This is a genomic window from Caproicibacter fermentans, from assembly GCF_009746625.1.
Taxonomy (GTDB): domain Bacteria; phylum Bacillota; class Clostridia; order Oscillospirales; family Acutalibacteraceae; genus Caproicibacter; species Caproicibacter fermentans.
On the sequence record NZ_VWXL01000103.1, the window covers coordinates 20,115 to 37,890 of the forward strand.

Genomic DNA, 17,776 nt, shown 5'->3' on the forward strand with positions numbered 1-17,776 from the left:
GAACGTCAATGGAAGAGGAGAAAAAGCAGGGGCCGGCCGAGCTGAAAAAGTTTATCATCGCGGTTGCGGCGGCGCTGATCGGGGTGGTCGCAATCGTGGGAATCGCTTTCAGCGCATTTTTCCGGCTGTCGGACAGTGGCCGGACGAACGGAGCGGCGCAGAATCAGTCCGGCGGCGATACCATTACAGTCTCCTATACGCAAAAAGACCGGGTGGTTCCGGATTTGGCGGAAATCAGCTTCGGAGTGGTCACGGACGCGAAAGAAGCCGAGGACTGTCTTACGCAAAACAGCACGGACATTAATCAAGTGGTGCTGGCAATCAAAAAGACAGGAATCGACGAAAAGAACATTCAAACCAACGGCTATTCGCTGACACCGCGGTACAGTTATACGGATGGAAAAGAAGAGCTGGTCGGTTACGAGTGCAGAACCGACATCGCAGTAAGCGGAGTTTCCATTGACAAAGTCGGGACGGTGCTCGACGGGTCGACTGCGGCGGGGGTCAACAAGATTGATTCTGTTCGGTACAGTTACAGCAAATACGACGACGCTTACAGTACCGCGCTGACGGAAGCGACAAGCAGATGCAGAGCTTTGGCCGATAAAATTGCTGCGAAAAACGGAGTCGGCGTCAAAGGCATCAAAGCGATCAATGAGAACAAAGAAGGGTCCGCTTCGCCTGACGTTTACAACTCGTCGATGAAACTGACGGCGGACGCGGCGGAATCGTCCACACAGGCGGCGGCGGGGCAGATCGACGTGAACGCGTCGGTTACCATTACCTATGAGATCGGAAAATAAAGCGTATGCCAAGCTTGCCCTCATCTTTTAAAACGGTGGGAGCGGCGTTTGCAGAAGGCGATGAAGGAGAGTTTTCGGAATGTCGGTCAGGGGCTTCATGGAATTCGTGGAAATACGGACAAAGGCCGCAAGCGTGATCCCTTTTTTGCTTGGAACCGTTTATGCCCTTCACCGGTTTCGGACTTTTCATCTGAAAAATTTTGTTCTGATGCTGGTTTCTCTTCTCTGCATTGACATGGCGACTACGGCGATCAATAACTATATGGATGAAAAAAGGGCCTGCAAAAAGCGTGGAGAGACGCATCCCGCGGCTGAAAAATACGGCTTTGGGAAAGCGGCGGCTCTCGCGGTGATTTTCGCTTTGCTGCTCGTGGCCGCGGCCTTCGGCCTGCTGCTGTTTCTGAACACCGACTTTGTGGTGCTGGCCTTGGGGGCGGTTTCCTTTGCGGTCGGCGTGCTGTATTCGTTCGGTCCCGTTCCCATCTCCCGCACGCCTTTCGGCGAGTTTTTTTCCGGCGCGTTTATGGGGGTTCTCATCCCGTTTCTCGCGTTTTATATCCAGACATATCACCTGGGCCTGCTTCGTTTGGCCTTTCAGGGCGGCGTGTTCCGCATAGCGGTCAATCTTCCGGAGGCCTTTTATGTTGTTCTGGTGTCGCTGCCCGCCGCCGTCGGAATCGCGAATATCATGCTTGCAAATAATATCTGCGATATGCGGGAGGACGCTGAAAACGGAAGATACACGCTCCCGACTTATCTTGGCAAAAACAACGCGCTGAAGGTTTTTGGGGCCCTGTACTACTCGGGCTATCTGGCGCTGGCGGTTCTGTTGGCAACCGGAGTCGTTCCGCCGGTTTGCATCCTTGTGTTCGGCACTTTTGTGCTTGTGCGAAAACGAATCAGGGCTTTTCGGGAAAAGCAGAGCAAGAAAGAGACCTTTGTGCTGTCGGTTCAAAACTTTGTTCTGATGAACGGCGCTCTTGTTCTCACACTGGCCGTTTCCGTCGCGGCGGGGGGAGTTTTGTAAAGGCCGCAGGAGAATCTCCGGCGGAGAGAAGTCTTTTGCGGAGCAGTCCTGCTGCGCGGTGGCGGCAGACCCGGAAATTAAAGCGCAAAGACGCCCGTGTGTCTGAGGATCTTTCAGGCATGCGGGCGCTTTGCGCTTGGATGAGGGACCCGGATTCATGTTTCCGAATCCGCACTTTTTCGGGTTGAAAGAATATTATATTGGTATCACTGAGAAAGGAGGGCGCAAGATGGATTGGATGAGAGGATCGTACGGCAATTCGCTCGGGTTGGCCGGACAGCAGAGCTGCCTGAAGGATTACGGGCCGGAACCTTTTGTCGTTAATATTGAGAAGGCGACTCTTTGTAACAGAAATTACCGTACCGCGTTGTGGACAGGCGAAAACCTGCAGGTAACGCTGATGTGCATCTGTGCCGGGGATGATATCGGACTTGAAATTCATCCCGATGTCGATCAGTTTATACGAATCGAGTGCGGCCGGGGAATTGTCAAAATGGGGAAGGAAAAAAATCAGCTGAATTATGTCAGAAGAGTCTGCGGCGGCGACGCGATTATGGTACCTGCCGGAATGTGGCACGACGTCATCAATACGGGTGGGTGCCCGCTGAAGCTGTATGCGATCTACGCGCCGCCGGAGCATCCCCGCGGAACGATACACGAAACGAAGGCGGCGGCGTTGGCGGCGGAAAGGCAGAACTATTCTTCAAAATAAAGGGAAACTGACGTCCGGCTTCTTCGGCGTCAGTTTTTTAAGATCCGGCGTTCGGTCTTTACGAAAATGGAAAAAATGGATAAAATGAAATAGACCGTTTTTCTTAAGGAATATGAACAGAAAAGGAAATGGAAAATTAATGACGCCTCAAATTGCCTTTCATAAGGTGTTTTACCGCAGCGGTGAAAAAGCAATTCTGAAAGACCTTTCGCTTGAAATATTCCCGGGCGATTATATTTCGGTTGTCGGGCCGTCGGGAAGCGGAAAAAGCACGTTTCTAAAATTGTGCTGCCACCTGATCAGCCCGACGGAAGGCAGCATCCTGATCAACGGGGCCGATGTGATGAAGCTGGACCCGGCGGAGCTGAGAAAAAAGATCGGTTACTGCTTTCAGACGCCGGTCCTCTTCGGCAGGACGGTGGAGGACAACCTGAGCTATCCCTATCGGATTCGAAACCGGAAGATGGACGGGGGCCGGGTGAATAAACTGTTTTCGCTCTTTCAAATGGACCCGGATTATTTAAAACATGAAATCGTGAACTTGTCCGGTGGGGAAAAACAGAGGATCGCGCTGATCCGCTCCCTGTTGTTTCAGCCGGAGGTGCTTCTGCTGGATGAGGCGACTTCGGCGCTGGATCCTGAGAATACGCTGATCGTCGAGCGTGTGATCCGGACGCTGAATCAGGACGGCGTCACGGTGCTGTGGATTACCCACAATCCGGAACAGAGCAGAAAATATGCCGGAAGGCTGCTTGCGATTGAAAACGGCGAAATCAAATCGATGGAGGCGCTGAAATGAACGAAGCCAATATCAGTTTTTCCTCCCTGATGATCGCATCGCTGCTTGTATTCGTCTCGCTGCTTTTTTCCTATTTTCAAAAGCTGAAGCTGGAGAAAGAAATTCTCGTCAGCGTCCTGCGGGCGGTCGTTCAGCTGATTGCCGTCGGATATGTCCTTCAGTATATCTTCGGGCTCGAAAATCCTCTGTTCACTACGCTGTTTGTGCTTTTGATGACGTTCAACGCTTCCCATAACGCCGCGAAGCGGGGAAAAGGAATCCGGAACGGCCTTTTGATTTCGTTTGTCTCCATCGGGGCGGGGACGGGGGCCACTCTGGCGGTTCTGGTTGCTTCGGGCGCGATCCGCTATGTGCCCAATCAGATCATTCCCGTCGGGGGAATGATCATCAGCAACGCCATGGTCGCGCTGGGCCTTTGCTACCGGCAGATCACGGCGGATTTTCAAAGCCGGAGGGATGAAATTGAAACCAAGCTTTCCCTCGGCGCGGATATTCTGCCCTCCTCCATTGAAATCATCCGTGACTCTATCCGGACGGGGATGGTCCCGACCATAGATTCCGCCAAAACGTTGGGAATCGTTTCGCTTCCCGGAATGATGACGGGGCTGATTCTGGCGGGCACGTCCCCCGTTCAGGCGGTGCGTTACCAGATTATGGTGACCTTTATGCTTCTCTCAACAACCGCGGTCTCTTCTTTTCTGGCCTGTTACCTTTGCTACCGGGGCTTTTTCAACGACAGGAAGCAGCTTCTGTAGTCCGGGTTTCAGGGAGTTGGCTGCTCAGGCTGCCGGCGCAGGACTGAACGCTGCGGATCAGATCCGTCAAAATCGGGGACAGCGGCTTTTTTTCGGGCGTTGCCAGACAGATCGTCCGGGAGCGTTCCGGGTCGAGACCTCGCCGTTCAATTCCTTCGCACGAATAGCAGTTCAGCACAAGCTGCGGCAGGATGCTGACGCCGCAGCCCTTTCGCACCATGGCAATCGCCGCCTGATCGCTCAGTTTGCCGGGATCCAGAGCATGACCCTTGGCCTGCCGCAGAATCATCCCGACCGTATGGTGGGTTCCTTCGCTCGGAATGATAAAGGTTTCTCCCGCAAGCAGGGCGGGCGGGATTCTGTCGTACCGGCACAGAGGATGGCTTTTCGGCAGAATGACAAGAAGAGGGTCGCAGCACAGCCGTTTGGCCCGGATCCCTTTTATCGCCGAATCCGCGGTGAATGCGCAGTCGATCAGGCCGCGTTCGAACCAGTCCTGAATCGCTTCGTAATTCATCGCGTCGTTCAGCTGGATCTCGACATCGGGGTATTTTTTACGGAATGAGACCAGAACCTCCGGAAGCCAGCGCACCGCGACGCTTGTAATGGCGCCGATCCGGATCAAGCCTTTTTGACGGCTGTCCGGGGGGGTGAGCCGCCGGATTTCTCTGTCGGCTTCCACAATCTGACGCGCAAACGGCAGAACTTCTCCGCCCATCGGCGTCAGGGTTACCCCCCGGGGGCTCCGCTCCAGAAGCTGAGCCCCCAGCTCCGCTTCCAGCGAGGCAAGCATATGACTGGCAGCCGTCTGAGTATAGTTTAACTCTCTGGCGGCGCGGGTGATTCCCCCTGTTTCGGCGGCCAGCATAAAGATGGCGTATTTGTTGATATCCATGATCAAATTCATCCCGTTTCTCATGAAATATTTTCATGACCCCTATCATTATTTGTCATTTTACAATAATATCTACCGGGAGTAAAGTAAAAATAAAATACTGATCAAATGGGAGAATCAATCATGAAGGTTGCAATCATAGGGGCGGGAGCCATGGGCAGCTTATACGGCGTCTATCTGGCGTCGCGGCACGAGGTCACCCTGCTCGACAGCTACCGCCCGCAGGTGGACGCGATCAATCAAAACGGACTGACGAAGGTCGAAAAGGACGACGGTGAGACGAACGTCAGGGTAAAGGCGGTGCCGAGCGGCAGCGGCATCGGTGTGCAGGAGCTGGTAATCGTCTTTGTCAAAAGCATTCACACGAAGGATGCCATGCAGGAAAACAGGGGGCTGATCGGCCCGGATACCATTGTGATGACGCTGCAGAACGGTGCCGGGAACAACCAGGACATCGCCGCCTTTGTTCCGCGCGAACGCATTGTGGTCGGCACGAGCAGTCACAACAGTGTGACGGTCGGCCCGGCGAAAATTTTCCATTCCGGCTGCGGCCCAACCAATATCGGGCCGGAAAAGCCGGGCGAGGAAGGCGGCAGGGCGGTGGAAAAAGCCGCGCAGGCACTGAGGGCCTGCGGACTTGAGGTCAACGTGATGGAAAACATCCAGAAAATTCTCTGGAGCAAGCTGTTCGTCAACTGCGGCGTCAATGCGCTTTCCGCTCTGATGCAGTGCAAAATCGGGGAGGTGGCCGGCAATCCGGCGCTTTGGAAAATCTGCACGCGCATTGTTTACGAGTGTGTTCTGGTGGCGGAAGCGGACGGGACCTATTTTGACCGGAAAGAGGCGCTGGAAAACGTAAAAAAGATCATTCTGGCAGACGCCGACGGGTATGCAAGCATGTATCAGGACCGGCAGCACCAACGCCGGACGGAAATCGACAAGATCAACGGCGTGGTTGCGGGACTTGCGGCGGAATACGGCCTCGACGCGCCGTATAACCGCATGCTGGTGGACTTGATCCACGGGGTCGAACAGAGCTGGTGACGGCTGCAAACCGGGCGGTCGGTCCGAAAGGGGCCGGCCGCTTTTTGCAGCCTTGGCAGCCCCGGCTTGCATCGTTCCGGGAAACAGGGTATAATGGGAGAAATCATTTTCGCCCGCAATACGGGAAGAAGAGGCAGAAACGACATGCGGGAGAGAAACCGCGCGTACGGTTCTCCCCGGCATACATACGGAGGAATTCAAATGGAAATCAAGAAAGCCGCAATGATCGGCCTGGGGGCTATCGGGTCTGTCTATGGAAAATTGCTTCATCAGGCATACGGGGACGACTTCGCCGTAATTGCAGGCGGCGCGCGCGCCCGGCGGCTGAAGAAAAACGGCATGAAAGTTAACGGGCAGCCCTTTTTCCCGTCCGTCGCGGAACCCGGAGCGGAATTTGCGGCGGATCTGATCCTTGTCTGCGTTAAAAATTATCAGCTCGACCAGGCAATCGAGGATATCCGCGGATTTGTCGGCCCCGGCACGGTGCTGCTCCCGCTTCTGAACGGCGTGACGGCGAAGACACGCCTGAAGCGCGCGTATCCGGAAAACGAGGTTCTGAACGGGCTCTCCATCTATATCGACGCGGTAAGGACGGAAAGCGGCGTCGTGAACACCAAGGACGGAGTCATTCAGTTTGGGGAAGATGACAATGCGGTTTTGTCCCCCGAGGTCGCCCTTGTAAGGGATTATCTGAACGGCGCGGGCATTAAAACCGAAGTTTGCCCGGACATGATCCGCGCTGTCTGGAAAAAATGGATGATGAACGTCGGAGTCAATCAGGTTTCTGCCATTACCCGATCTCCGTATGGAAAGATCGCGTCTGTTCCTTCCACGCTGCGGCTGTTTCACGAGGCGATGATGGAAGTGGTCGCGCTTGCCAAGGCTTCCGGAATTGATCTGAGCGAAGCGGACGCCAGAGAATTCGAAGCAATGATGGGGAATTTTTCGCCGGAAGGAAAAACCTCCATGCTGCAGGACGTCGAGGCGAAACGACAGACGGAAGTCGATTATTTTGCCGGGACGGTTGTGGAGCTGGGAAAGGAACTGAAAGTTCCGACTCCCGTAAACCACGTTTTGTTCCTGCTGCTTCAATCCATTCAGTCTCTTTATTAAACAGACGCCCCGCCGCGGCAGAAGCCACGGCGGGGCGTTTGGGTACCCCCGTTGTTTACGGGTTTTTCGGAAGTCCCGGAAAATCGAGCGTTGCGAAATAGTCCGCGGGGGTCTCGGCGCGGCGGATCAGATCGAAGGAGCCGTCCTCGTGGAGAAGAACCTCCGCGCTGCGCAGCTTTCCGTTGTAGTTGTAGCCCATGGAGTGCCCGTGCGCCCCCGCGTCGTGAAGCACGAGAAGGTCGCCCATGTCGATTTTCGGCAGCATCCGGTCAATGGCGAATTTGTCGTTGTTTTCGCATAAACCGCCGGTTACGTCGTACTTGTGGTCGCAGGGCGCGTTTTCCTTGCCCATGACGGTGATGTGGTGATAAGCTCCGTACATTGCGGGACGCATCAGGTTGGCGGCGCAGGCGTCCAGACCGATATATTCCTTATAAATGTGCTTTTCCCGAATGGCCTTCGCAACCAGAATCCCGTAAGGCCCAAGCAGGAAGCGGCCCATTTCCGTGTAGAGCGCCACGTCCCCCATCCCAGCCGGGACGAGAATTTCGTCGTAGACCTTTTTGACTTCGCGGCCGATTTTCAGAATGTCGGGCGGGGTTTGACCCGGACGATAGGCAACGCCGACCCCGCCGGACAGATTGATAAAGGAAATATGCGCGCCGGTTTCGCGGTGCAGATCAACCGCCAGCTGGAACAAAACCCCTGCCAGAGCGGGATAATATTCGTTTCCGGTTGTGTTGCTGGCAAGAAACGAGTGAATCCCGAAATTCTTCGCGCCCAGTTTTTGGAGCTTTTGAAAGCCTTCCGTCATCTGAGTCCGCGTGAAACCGTATTTGGATTCTCCGGGGTTGTCCATAATGGCGTTGCTAGCTTTAAAAACTCCGCCCGGATTGTAGCGGCAGCTGATGGTTTCCGGAATGCCCGCGAGCCGGTCCAGAATCTCGATATGCGTAAAATCGTCCAGATTGATGGTCGCGCCCAGCTTTGCGGCCAGCAGAAAATCCTCGTCCGGCGTGTCGTTCGAGGAAAACATGATTTCCCCGTCCCTGAGCCCGACCGCGTCGGACAGCATCAGCTCCGTCAGGGAAGAGCAGTCCGCGCCGCAGCCTTCCTCTTTGAGAATTTGCAGAAGGGTCGGGTTCGGGGTTGCCTTCACCGCGAAATATTCCCGGTAGCCGGGATTCCAGGAGAAAGCCTTTTTGATTTTTCGAACGTTTTCCCGAATGCCTTTTTCATCATAGAGGTAGAATGGAGTCGGAATTCTGCCTTCGATTTCTTTCAGCTTTTCCAGTGATACAAAAGGTGTCTTTGTCATGCTTGCTCCCTTTCCTTTGTCAGTTCGATCAGCCGGATTTCATTTTTCAGGTCTTCTTTGAACAGGCTGACCAGATTGTCTTTTTTGGAATACAGACAGGTTGAGTTTTCCCCGTCGTCCAGATCACCGGTCAAAACGCTGGAGGAATCGGCGATCAGCCGGATCTGTTTTTGCTTTTTTTCCGTGCAGTAAACGGTCGCGCCGGGCAGGTCAAGCGGGTGGTCGGTGATAACGACAACTTTCAGCCCGCGCTCCGTCATCCCGCGCAGCTCCGGCAGAATTCGTACGATCAGCTCCGCCGACATCGAAGCGTAGACCCGCTCCTCGGCCCCGCGCAGAAGATTTCTCATTTTCAGAAGGATATGCTTTTTCCCCGCGATGGTAATGTACCCCTCGGAGTCGGTACGGCGCTTCGGCTGCAGTAGGCTCAATTCTTTTGCGTCTTTCTGCAGGCTGTAAATACAGTTGCCGCAGAATTCCGCAACGGGAACCGGCGTATACCGCGCCGCGGCGCCTTCCATCAGCCGCGCCGCGCCCTTTTCCACAAGGCCGGAAAGCGCCGAATAGGCGTTGGAGCGGGAAATCCCCGTCACCTTCGCCGCCTCGTAACCGGTCAGGTCCCCCTGCGAAAACAACGCCCAATAGAGTTTTGCTTCCTGTTGTGTCAGCCCGAAATGGGTCAGCAGTAAAACGGAATCCATTACGCCACTCCTGTTAGTGTTACTATATAGGAACACTATAACGAAACAGCGTACCGATGTCAAGAAGGATTCGTAAAAAAATAAAAAGATTTTACATTTGTGTGATTTTATCACATACAAACCTTGTATGTGTGGTTATAATAAAATCATAAAAAGAAAACGGAAAGGAAGACAACAATATGGCAGTTGTAACGGTAACGCAGGATAATTTTGAATCTGAAGTTTTAAAGGCCGATAAACCGGTTCTCGTGGATTTTTGGGCGTCTTGGTGCGGCCCCTGCCGCATGGTTTCTCCGATTGTGGATGAAATCGGCAACGAATCCGACGGAAGATATATGGTGGGGAAGGTCAATGTTGACGAACAGCCGGATATTGCGGCGAAATATAATATCATGAGCATCCCTACTCTGATTGTTTTCAAAGACGGCAGGCCGGCCCAGACTTCGGTCGGGGTGCGCAGCAAGCAGGATATTCTTTCAATGCTGGATTAAGTTACTGCTCTCCCCTTTTTTGGTTTGATCATGATAATAAAAAGATCCGAAGAGCCGCTGTCCGGCCCTTGCGGGTCTTTTTGCATTTTGCCATAATAATGAAAAGGGAGTAAATCCATCCTTCAAATTATATTGGGCGATATAACCATGCAGAAAGCAGATGCGGTCGTAAACGCGGCGAACTGTTCGCTGCTGGGCGGCGGCGGGGTCGACGGCGCGATTCACCGGGCGGCCGGGCCGGAGCTGCTGAAAGAATGCCGGGCGCTGCACAGGATGTTTTTTGCCTTATTTCACAAAAATTCTGCCGTAAAATTTCATTTATGATAATTCCAATTCCGAAAAAGATTGATTGAAATTTAACTAATTCGGGTTTATAATGAAATTATTGGAATTCTGTAATGAAATTAAGGAGGAGTTTTATGGAAGCAACTATTTTCGCACCAATCGGAGCTGTCGTTGCGCTATTGTTTGCGTGGTACCTCGCGGCCAAAGTGCTGAAAGCGGATGAAGGCAGCGACAAGATGAAAAAGATTTCCCTTGCGGTGCGCAGGGGCGCGAACGCATATTTGAAGCGTCAGTACACCGGCGTCGCGATTTTTTTCGGGGTTATGTTCATCGTTCTGCTGATCATGGCGTTCACGGGATTCCTGACAATATTCGTTCCGTTCGCCTTCCTGACCGGCGGCTTTTTCTCAGGCCTGTCGGGATTTATCGGGATGAAAATTGCGACGAATGCGAACGACCGCACGGCGAACGCCGCGCAGCACAGTTTAAACTCCGGCCTGCACGTCGCCTTTTCGGCGGGCGCGGTCATGGGGTTTGTTGTGGTAGGATTGGGGCTTGTCGACATCTCCTTCTGGTATTACTTCCTGAAATTCTGGTATTCGGACCCTGCGCATCTCGCGGCGGCTGCGGGGCAGGCGCTTGAGGACGCGCAGGTTCAGGCCATTACCACGGCGATGCTGACGTTCGGCATGGGCGCTTCCTCCATGGCGCTGTTCGCGCGTGTGGGCGGCGGTATCTTTACAAAGGCCGCCGACGTCGGGGCGGACCTGGTCGGCAAGGTCGAAGCCGGCATCCCGGAAGACGATCCGAGAAATCCCGCCGTCATCGCCGACAACGTGGGCGACAACGTCGGTGACGTCGCTGGCATGGGCGCGGACCTGTACGAATCCTATGTCGGTTCCATCATTTCAACGGCGGCCCTCGCTTCCGCGGCGGGGCTCGGTTTCAGCGGAGTAAGCATTCCGATGGTCATGGCCGCGGTCGGGATCATCGCTTCCATTGTCGGCACCTTCTTTGTCAGAACCAAAGAGGGCGCGACTCAAAAGAATCTTCTGACCGCGCTGCGGCGCGGCACCTGGATCAGCGCGCTGCTGATCGCGATTGTATCCTATCCGCTGATCCGTTTCGGTCTGGGCGCCGATAAGACCGGACTCTACTTTGCCATTCTTTCCGGCCTGCTCGCAGGCATCCTGATCGGCATTTCCACCGAATATTTTACTTCCGATACCTATCGGCCCACGAGGGACCTTGCCGCGGATTCTTCCGGCGGGCCGGCCACCGTGATAATCGGCGGGCTTGCGCTCGGAATGAAATCCACTGTTTTTCCGGTCGTGATCGTCGGCGTTTCCGTACTGGCGAGCTATTTCGTTTCCGGCGGAGCGGCGGACTTTAACCACGGATTGTACGGCATCGGCCTGTCGGCCGTCGGCATGCTTTCCACGCTTGGAATCACGCTTGCGACGGACGCTTACGGCCCTGTGGCGGACAACGCGGGCGGCATTGCCGAAATGTCGGAACTTGGCGAAGAGGTGCGCGAACGCACCGACGCGCTCGATTCCCTGGGAAATACGACGGCCGCGACCGGCAAGGGATTTGCGATCGGTTCCGCCGCGCTGACGGCGCTTGCTCTGATTGCCTCCTATATGGATTCGGTCAAGGTTCGCGATCCCTCCTTTCAGTTTGACCTGGGCATTACGAATCCGATCGTTCTGGTGGGGCTGTTTATCGGCGGGGTCCTTCCGTTTTTGTTCTCCGCGTTTACCATGAACGCGGTCGGACGCGCCGCGCAGAGCATTGTGAACGAGGTTCGGCGGCAGTTCCATGAAATCACGGGCCTGATGGAAGGAAAGGCGGAACCGGATTATGAAACGTGCGTCGATATCTGCACCCGTTCCGCCCAGAAAGAGATGGTGGCTCCCGCTCTTGTTGGAATCGCGACGCCGATCATTGTCGGCCTGATTCTGGGTGTAAACGGTGTGGTCGGAATGCTGGCGGGCGCCACGGTGACGGGGTTTGTTATGGCGGTCATGATGGCGAACGCTGGCGGCGCCTGGGACAACGCGAAGAAATACATAGAAAGCGGAAAGCTCGGCGGCAAGGGCAGCAGCGCGCATAAAGCGGCGGTGGTCGGCGACACGGTCGGCGATCCGTTCAAGGATACGTCCGGTCCATCTCTGAACATTTTGATCAAACTGACCTCCATGGTCTCCATTGTGTTTGCGGGCCTGATCCTTTCACACTCAATTTTTTAATCGAAGTTGGGCCTCATCGTGTTGACATTGCGGCTTAAAATGCTATAATAACAATCGTTTTGTTTGTTGGATGCCGAACACGGAGGGCCCGATGCAGGAGCTTGAATTTACCGGGAGACGCGGATTTGTCTTCTCAATCACATGGCCGATTTTTGTGGAGCTTGTGCTTCAGATGCTGGTCGGCAACGCGGATCAGATGATGGTCAGTCGTTACTCCCAAAGCGCTGTGGGCGCTGTCAGCAACGCGAATCAGATGATTGGGCTTTTGATTCTGTTTTTCAACGTTGTCAGTATGGCGTCCACAATTTTAATTACCCAGTATATCGGCGCCGGGAAACCGGAGCGCGCGGAAGAAATTTATTCCTTGTCGCTGTTTGTCAACTTGCTGGCCGGTCTTGGGGTCAGCGGTCTGCTGATGTTTTGCAGCAGGCCGATCTATACCCTGATGAAAGTGCCCGGCGAGCTGATGGACCAGACCTGTTTATATTCGTCCATCGTGGGCGGCGGAATGGTGTTTCAGTCGCTTTACGTTACTTTCATCGCTTTTTTCCGCAGCAACGCCATGATGAAAGTAACCATGTTCGTTTCGGCTGTCTTGAATCTGGCAAATATCGGGGGAAATTTTATCCTGATCAACGGCTTTTGGGGAATTCCGGCCCTGGGTGTGGCGGGCGCGGCAATTTCCAGCGACATAAGCCGTTTGATCGGGCTTTTTGTGATTGTGCTTTTGTTTCGCAGGCTGGTGGGGGCCCGTATTTCAATGCGGGCGCTGCGCCCGTTTCCGCTTGGGCAGCTGAACCGCCTGCTGCGCATCGGCCTTCCCTCGGGGGGCGAATCCATCTCCTATAACCTTTCACAGCTCGCGATTCAGGCGATGTGCAACCTGTTCCCGGTGTTTGTCATCAACACAAAGGCCTATGCCGGGACTTTTGCCATGATTACCTATATTTTTGCGTCGGCAATCTCACAGGCGACGCAGATAATGGTCGGCTATCTGATGGGCGCGTGCCGCGCAGAGGATGCAAACCGCAGAGTAATGGCGACGCTGAAGCTTGCCGTGGCGGTTTCTTTCCTGATTTCCGTCCTGCTTTATTTCGGCAGCGACCGGCTGTTCGGGCTCTTTACCGACGACGCCGACGTCATTCGGCTGGGCCGGCGGATTCTCGCGGTTGAAATGATTCTGGAAATCGGCCGCGCGATAAATATTGTTCTGGTGGGAGCGCTGCAGGCCGCTGGAGACATCCGGTTTCCGATTTATGTATCGGTGATCGGCGTCTGGTTTGTGGCGGTCGGCGCGGGGTATCTGCTCGGCGTTTGGGGAGGCTGGGGCCTTAGCGGAATGTGGGCCGCGATGGCCGCGGATGAATGCATCCGCGGCGCGGTTCTTCTGATTCGCTGGAGAAGGGGAAAATGGAGATCAAGGAATCTTCTGGCATAAATCCGGATTGATTCCGGATGGGAAAGGACGGCAAGGTATGGTGCGCGCGGTGATTTTCGATATGGACGGCCTGATGTTCGACACGGAACGCCTTTATGATCAGGCGATTGAACAGGCCGGCAATGAGTTGGGTTACTCCGGCATCGCGGATCTGTCGCGTGATATGATCGGGGTTAGAGAGACCGACTGTGTCCCTCTGTATCAAAAGCGTTTCGGCAGCGGGTTTTCTTATCCGCTTTTTGCGGCGCGCAGGCAGGAGATCATCGACGAATTCATCCGAAAAAACGGCGTGCCGGTCAAGCCGGGGCTGTTTGAACTTCTTCGGTATTTAAAGCAGGGCGGGTTTCGCCTGGCGGTCGCGACCGCGACCTCTCGCCGCCGCGCTTCCGGTTATCTGGAACAGACCGGAGCCGCCGGTTACTTTGACCGCATGATTTTCGGCGATATGGTGGAGCAGTGCAAACCCTCTCCGGAAATATATTTGAAGGCAGCGGAGGCGCTCGGCGCCGCGGCGGAGGACTGCATTGCACTGGAGGATTCGCCGTGCGGAATTCAGGCGGCTTGCGCGGCGGGAATGAAAGCCGTGATGATCCCCGACCTGATCGAGCCGGACGCGGCGCTGAGGAAACTGTGCTGGTCCTGTGAGCCGTCGTTGACCGATGTGATAAAATTAGTTGGGGAAACAAGATCGGAGGAGGGCGCGGTTTGAAAATACTGGTGGATGCGGACGCCTGCCCGGTGAAGGAAATCATCGTCCGTCAGGCGAAAAGCCTCGGAATTCCGGTCACGATGCTGATTGACACGAGCCACGTCCTTGACGACGGCTACAGTACGGTAATTACCGTCGACAAGGGAAGGGACAGCGCGGATATCCGGCTGGTCAACCTGATAGAACCGGGCGATCTGGTCGTAACGCAGGATTTCGGCGTAGCCGCCATGTCCCTGAGCCGCGGGGCGGTCGCTTTGAATCAGAACGGGATGGTTTACGGGGAGGACAACATGGACCGCCTGCTGTTTGAGCGCGCCCTCGGACAGAAGATACGGCGCGCGGGCGGCAAAGCGGGAAAAAACAGAAAAAGAACGAAAGAAGACGACGAATCATTTGCGCGGCAGTTGGAAAACATGATTCGCAGAACGGGAAAATCGGAGGAACAGTTCAATCATGGATCAGATTTATGACGTAATCGTAGTAGGAGCGGGTCCGGCTGGCATTTTCACCGCTCTGGAGCTTGACAGGCTGGCACCGGACAAAAAAATACTGGTTGTGGATTCCGGCAGTGCGCTGGAACGCCGCTCCTGCCCCGCGCGGACCCTCGGGCAGTGCGCCCACTGCGCGACCTGCAGCATCATGAACGGCTGGGCGGGCGCGGGGGCGTTCTCCGACGGAAAGCTGTCCCTTTCGGAAGAGGTCGGCGGCAATATCACCGACTATATGACGGTCGACAAGGCCAGGGAGCTGATCAATTATGTGGACGGGATCTACCTGCACTACGGCGCGCCGGATCAGGTTTACGGCAAAAGCGACAAGTTCGCGGATAAAATCGCTTATGAGGCGCGAAAGGAAAACATCCGCCTGATTCCATGCCCGGTGCGGCACATGGGAACCGAATATTCGTTTAAAGTGCTGCTTGAAATGTACCGCTACCTGAATTCGCGTCCGAATTTCGAGTTCCGGGAGAGAACGACCGCCGAATCCGTTCTGGTCGAAAACGGAAAAGCGGCGGGCGTGCGCCTGTCGGGACCGGACGGCGGTCAGGCGGTCAGGGGAAGGCATGTTGTGGTCGCCCCCGGGCGCGGCGGAGCCGACTGGCTTTCCCGTGTCGCACAGGAGACCGGGCTGGACATTACCAATAACGAGGTGGACATCGGCGTGCGGGTCGAGGTGCCGAACGCGGTGATGGACCCGTTGACCAAACATCTTTATGAGGCCAAGCTGGTCTATTATTCGGATACGTTTGAAAACCGCGTGCGTACCTTCTGCATGAACCCGGGCGGCATTGTCAGCGAGGAGCACTACGACGTCGGTTCCGGTATCGCGGTTGTGAACGGCCACTCCTACGCGGAGGAGGAACGGCACACGGACAACACGAATTTTGCGTTGCTGGTTTCCACAAAATTCACGGAGCCGTTTCATCAGCCGATTGAGTACGGGCGCTACATCGCGCAGCTTGGCAATATGCTGACCGGCGGCGGAATCATGGTGCAGCGGCTCGGCGATCTGCTGATGGGCCGCAGGACGGACGCGACGCGCCTTTCCAAGTCGACGACGATCCCGACGCTGAAAAGCGCGGTTCCGGGCGACCTGTCGTTCGTTCTGCCGCACCGTCACCTGACCAGCATTGTGGAGTCGCTGCGCGCGTTCGACAAGCTGGCGCCGGGGCTTTATTCCAAGAATACGCTGCTTTACGGCGTGGAGGTCAAATTCTATTCCTCCAAGGTTTCGGTGGGGCCCAATTTCGAGACCGGGGTGGAAAATCTGTATGCCATCGGCGACGGCGCGGGCATTACGCGCGGGCTGATGCAGTCCTCCGTGACAGGAGTGGTTGTGGCGAGAGACATCGCGGAGAAAAATCCGTAAATGAAAAATAAGGGATTGTCCGGAAAACCCCTGACAGGCAGCCTGCCTGAGAGCACAATGAATTTGGGCACTTTACAGGCCTATTCCGGGCATCTCATCCAACGATTCTATCTGCTGTTCTGTGTTCGGCGCCAATATTGACGCGTTATAATATAATTCGGTCGGGATGGTTCGGGGCGGAACGCCGGGCTGTCGTTTACTTTCTCTGTTACGGAAAGGTTGAAGATTCACACGGAATCTGATCTTCCTCTTTCCGTTTGGATGTCTCCTGAAATGCAGCCGACGCTTAAATTGGCAGGAAAGGGGAACCTGTTTGAAAAATATTAGCTTTCTGATAAAGCCTGCCTCCAGCTTATGTAATCTTTGCTGCCGCTATTGCTTTTACGATGATGTTTCCGGAAAGCGCTCCGTAAAGAGCTTGGGATGTATGTCCGAGGAGACGGCGGAGCTTTTGATCCGCTCGGCTTTTGAGACCGTGGATCCGGGCGGAGAAATTTCCTTTGCCTTTCAGGGAGGGGAACCTACTCTGGCCGGTTTGGATTTCTTTCAGAAATTTGTTGCGCTGGAGGACCGGCATAAAAGGCCCGGGGTCAGGGTGAGTCACACAATACAGACCAATGGAATGGCTCTGGACGACGATTGGGTGGACTTTCTCAGGAAACACGGATTTTTGGTGGGGCTTTCCGTGGATGGAACAAAGGATCTCAATGACCTTTATCGAATGGATCATAATGGGAAAGGAACATGGAACCGCGTCATAGGCGCATGGAAGCTTTTGAAGAAGAACAAGGTGGAAGTCAACCTGCTTTGTGTTGTGACGGGTCAGTGCGCACGCAGCCCGCAAAAGGTTTACAATACGCTGAAAAGGCTCGGGGTGCGCTACCTGCAGTTCATTCCGTGCCTCGACCCTTTGGAAAAAGAACGTGGAAATGAGCCGTATTCGCTCTTGCCGGAGGCTTATGGAAAATTTCTCTGCGGGCTTTTTGACGCCTGGTATCTGGATTGGCAAAAAGGGGAATACGTCAGCGTCCGCCTTTTCGACGATTACGTTCATCTGCTGATGGGGATGCCGTCCGGCTCCTGCGCGACTTCGGGCAGCTGCGGCAGCTATATTGTGGTGGAAGCCGACGGCAGCCTTTACCCGTGCGATTTTTACGTTCTGGACGAATGGCGTCTGGGGACGCTGCAGAATACGTCCTTGGCCGACGCCGCCGATGGCGCGCTTTGGTGTAAATTTCAAAGCGACGGACAGAAAAAGCCGGATGCCTGCGACGGCTGCAAATGGTATTTTATCTGTCAGGGCGGATGCAAGCGCGATTGGCAGTCAATGAACGGGCGGGTGGAAAACTATTATTGCCCGGCTTTCCGCCGCTTTTTTGAGTACGCGGCACCCAGACTGGCTGAAATCGCCCAAACGGTTTCCCGGACCCTTTCCGGCGAAATATGCTGACAAATTTCCGGTTTGTTCCAGGGAGCCGATAGGGCTGTTTTCCGGTTACCCGGAGGGCGCCCTCTTTTTTCTGCGATAGTTTTCCAAAAACGACGGCAAGCTCCCAATTCGGCCT

General features: G+C 54.9%; 16 protein-coding genes and 2 pseudogenes. 15 read left to right on the forward strand and 3 right to left on the reverse strand.

Annotated elements, in window-relative coordinates; all coding sequences use genetic code 11:
* The first annotated feature begins 8 nt into the window (after positions 1-8).
* The 5 genes and pseudogenes from CAFE_RS17695 (at position 9) to CAFE_RS17715 (ending at position 4,096) form a co-directional block, all read left to right on the forward strand.
* The gene (locus tag CAFE_RS17695; protein ID WP_166525178.1) at positions 9-803 is read left to right on the forward strand and encodes an SIMPL domain-containing protein; all 795 of its coding nucleotides are present in this window, start codon (positions 9-11) and stop codon (positions 801-803) included.
* Positions 804-882: 79 nt separating this feature from the next.
* Entirely contained in the window at positions 883-1,830 is a 948-nt protein-coding gene (locus CAFE_RS17700; RefSeq protein WP_156991363.1) for a 1,4-dihydroxy-2-naphthoate polyprenyltransferase, read from the forward strand.
* Positions 1,831-2,119: 289 nt separating this feature from the next.
* Positions 2,120-2,542, forward strand: a pseudogene (locus CAFE_RS17705) (cupin domain-containing protein); the annotation flags it as partial.
* A gap of 139 nt (positions 2,543-2,681) precedes the next feature.
* Positions 2,682-3,341 (forward strand): ABC transporter ATP-binding protein, encoded by a 660-nt coding sequence (locus CAFE_RS17710; protein WP_066645900.1) that lies wholly within the window; start codon positions 2,682-2,684, stop codon positions 3,339-3,341.
* Positions 3,338-4,096 carry an ABC transporter permease gene (locus CAFE_RS17715; RefSeq protein ID WP_156991364.1) on the forward strand — a complete coding sequence of 253 codons (759 nt, stop codon included), beginning with the start codon at positions 3,338-3,340 and terminating at the stop codon, positions 4,094-4,096. Before CAFE_RS17710 ends, CAFE_RS17715 begins: the two co-directional genes overlap by 4 nt.
* On the opposite strand, the gene CAFE_RS17720 is transcribed toward CAFE_RS17715, so the two are convergent.
* Complete coding sequence (locus CAFE_RS17720) at positions 4,071-4,991, reverse strand: LysR family transcriptional regulator (RefSeq protein ID WP_166525179.1); 921 nt, start codon at positions 4,989-4,991, stop codon at positions 4,071-4,073. The genes CAFE_RS17715 and CAFE_RS17720 overlap by 26 nt on opposite strands.
* Positions 4,992-5,114: 123 nt before the next feature.
* Here CAFE_RS17720 and CAFE_RS17725 point away from each other — a divergent pair, with 123 nt between their 5' ends.
* Together CAFE_RS17725 and CAFE_RS17730 are read left to right on the forward strand one after the other, a co-directional pair.
* Positions 5,115-6,035, forward strand: a complete 921-nt coding sequence (locus CAFE_RS17725) for a ketopantoate reductase family protein (RefSeq protein ID WP_066645905.1) — start codon at positions 5,115-5,117, stop codon at positions 6,033-6,035.
* A gap of 201 nt (positions 6,036-6,236) precedes the next feature.
* Positions 6,237-7,148, forward strand: coding sequence for a ketopantoate reductase family protein (locus CAFE_RS17730; protein WP_166525180.1), 912 nt, complete (start codon positions 6,237-6,239; stop codon positions 7,146-7,148).
* 55 nt (positions 7,149-7,203) lie between these two features.
* On the opposite strand, the gene CAFE_RS17735 is transcribed toward CAFE_RS17730, so the two are convergent.
* Positions 7,204-8,466 carry a diaminopimelate decarboxylase gene (locus tag CAFE_RS17735; RefSeq protein ID WP_156991365.1) on the reverse strand — a complete coding sequence of 421 codons (1,263 nt, stop codon included), beginning with the start codon at positions 8,464-8,466 and terminating at the stop codon, positions 7,204-7,206.
* Positions 8,463-9,167, reverse strand: coding sequence for a TrmB family transcriptional regulator (locus tag CAFE_RS17740; RefSeq protein WP_156991366.1), 705 nt, complete (start codon positions 9,165-9,167; stop codon positions 8,463-8,465). The genes CAFE_RS17735 and CAFE_RS17740 overlap by 4 nt, the downstream gene beginning before the upstream one ends.
* A 179-nt stretch (positions 9,168-9,346) precedes the next feature.
* Between CAFE_RS17740 and trxA the strand changes: the two genes are divergently transcribed.
* The 8 genes and pseudogenes from trxA (at position 9,347) to CAFE_RS17780 (ending at position 17,661) form a co-directional block, all read left to right on the forward strand.
* Positions 9,347-9,658 (forward strand): thioredoxin, encoded by a 312-nt coding sequence (trxA, locus tag CAFE_RS17745; RefSeq protein ID WP_066645914.1) that lies wholly within the window; start codon positions 9,347-9,349, stop codon positions 9,656-9,658.
* Between the two features lie 147 nt (positions 9,659-9,805).
* Positions 9,806-9,928: pseudogene (locus CAFE_RS17750) on the forward strand (macro domain-containing protein); the annotation flags it as partial.
* A 149-nt stretch (positions 9,929-10,077) separates the two neighbouring features.
* The gene (locus CAFE_RS17755) at positions 10,078-12,195 is read left to right on the forward strand and encodes a sodium-translocating pyrophosphatase (RefSeq protein WP_066645916.1); all 2,118 of its coding nucleotides are present in this window, start codon (positions 10,078-10,080) and stop codon (positions 12,193-12,195) included.
* 91 nt (positions 12,196-12,286) lie between these two features.
* Positions 12,287-13,633, forward strand: a complete 1,347-nt coding sequence (locus CAFE_RS17760) for an MATE family efflux transporter (RefSeq protein WP_156991367.1) — start codon at positions 12,287-12,289, stop codon at positions 13,631-13,633.
* Between the two features lie 37 nt (positions 13,634-13,670).
* Entirely contained in the window at positions 13,671-14,342 is a 672-nt protein-coding gene (locus tag CAFE_RS17765) for an HAD family hydrolase (RefSeq protein ID WP_066645918.1), read from the forward strand.
* Positions 14,339-14,812 carry a YaiI/YqxD family protein gene (locus CAFE_RS17770; RefSeq protein WP_156991368.1) on the forward strand — a complete coding sequence of 158 codons (474 nt, stop codon included), beginning with the start codon at positions 14,339-14,341 and terminating at the stop codon, positions 14,810-14,812. The genes CAFE_RS17765 and CAFE_RS17770 overlap by 4 nt, the downstream gene beginning before the upstream one ends.
* Positions 14,796-16,211 carry an NAD(P)/FAD-dependent oxidoreductase gene (locus tag CAFE_RS17775; protein ID WP_066645924.1) on the forward strand — a complete coding sequence of 472 codons (1,416 nt, stop codon included), beginning with the start codon at positions 14,796-14,798 and terminating at the stop codon, positions 16,209-16,211. Before CAFE_RS17770 ends, CAFE_RS17775 begins: the two co-directional genes overlap by 17 nt.
* A gap of 313 nt (positions 16,212-16,524) precedes the next feature.
* Entirely contained in the window at positions 16,525-17,661 is a 1,137-nt protein-coding gene (locus tag CAFE_RS17780; protein ID WP_066645925.1) for an anaerobic sulfatase maturase, read from the forward strand.
* The last annotated feature ends 115 nt before the right edge of the window (positions 17,662-17,776 follow it).

What these genes read in the sequence shown, in the direction of transcription:
- CAFE_RS17695 (WP_166525178.1), top strand. Translation starts at nt 9, where the DNA reads ATGGAAGAGGAGAAAAAGCAGGGGCCGGCCGAGCTGAAAAAGTTTATC.
- CAFE_RS17700 (WP_156991363.1), top strand. Translation starts at nt 883, where the DNA reads ATGTCGGTCAGGGGCTTCATGGAATTCGTGGAAATACGGACAAAGGCC.
- CAFE_RS17710 (WP_066645900.1), top strand. Translation starts at nt 2,682, where the DNA reads ATGACGCCTCAAATTGCCTTTCATAAGGTGTTTTACCGCAGCGGTGAA.
- CAFE_RS17715 (WP_156991364.1), top strand. Translation starts at nt 3,338, where the DNA reads ATGAACGAAGCCAATATCAGTTTTTCCTCCCTGATGATCGCATCGCTG.
- CAFE_RS17720 (WP_166525179.1), bottom strand. Translation starts at nt 4,991, where the DNA reads ATGGATATCAACAAATACGCCATCTTTATGCTGGCCGCCGAAACAGGG.
- CAFE_RS17725 (WP_066645905.1), top strand. Translation starts at nt 5,115, where the DNA reads ATGAAGGTTGCAATCATAGGGGCGGGAGCCATGGGCAGCTTATACGGC.
- CAFE_RS17730 (WP_166525180.1), top strand. Translation starts at nt 6,237, where the DNA reads ATGGAAATCAAGAAAGCCGCAATGATCGGCCTGGGGGCTATCGGGTCT.
- CAFE_RS17735 (WP_156991365.1), bottom strand. Translation starts at nt 8,466, where the DNA reads ATGACAAAGACACCTTTTGTATCACTGGAAAAGCTGAAAGAAATCGAA.
- CAFE_RS17740 (WP_156991366.1), bottom strand. Translation starts at nt 9,167, where the DNA reads ATGGATTCCGTTTTACTGCTGACCCATTTCGGGCTGACACAACAGGAA.
- trxA (WP_066645914.1), top strand. Translation starts at nt 9,347, where the DNA reads ATGGCAGTTGTAACGGTAACGCAGGATAATTTTGAATCTGAAGTTTTA.
- CAFE_RS17755 (WP_066645916.1), top strand. Translation starts at nt 10,078, where the DNA reads ATGGAAGCAACTATTTTCGCACCAATCGGAGCTGTCGTTGCGCTATTG.
- CAFE_RS17760 (WP_156991367.1), top strand. Translation starts at nt 12,287, where the DNA reads ATGCAGGAGCTTGAATTTACCGGGAGACGCGGATTTGTCTTCTCAATC.
- CAFE_RS17765 (WP_066645918.1), top strand. Translation starts at nt 13,671, where the DNA reads ATGGTGCGCGCGGTGATTTTCGATATGGACGGCCTGATGTTCGACACG.
- CAFE_RS17775 (WP_066645924.1), top strand. Translation starts at nt 14,796, where the DNA reads ATGGATCAGATTTATGACGTAATCGTAGTAGGAGCGGGTCCGGCTGGC.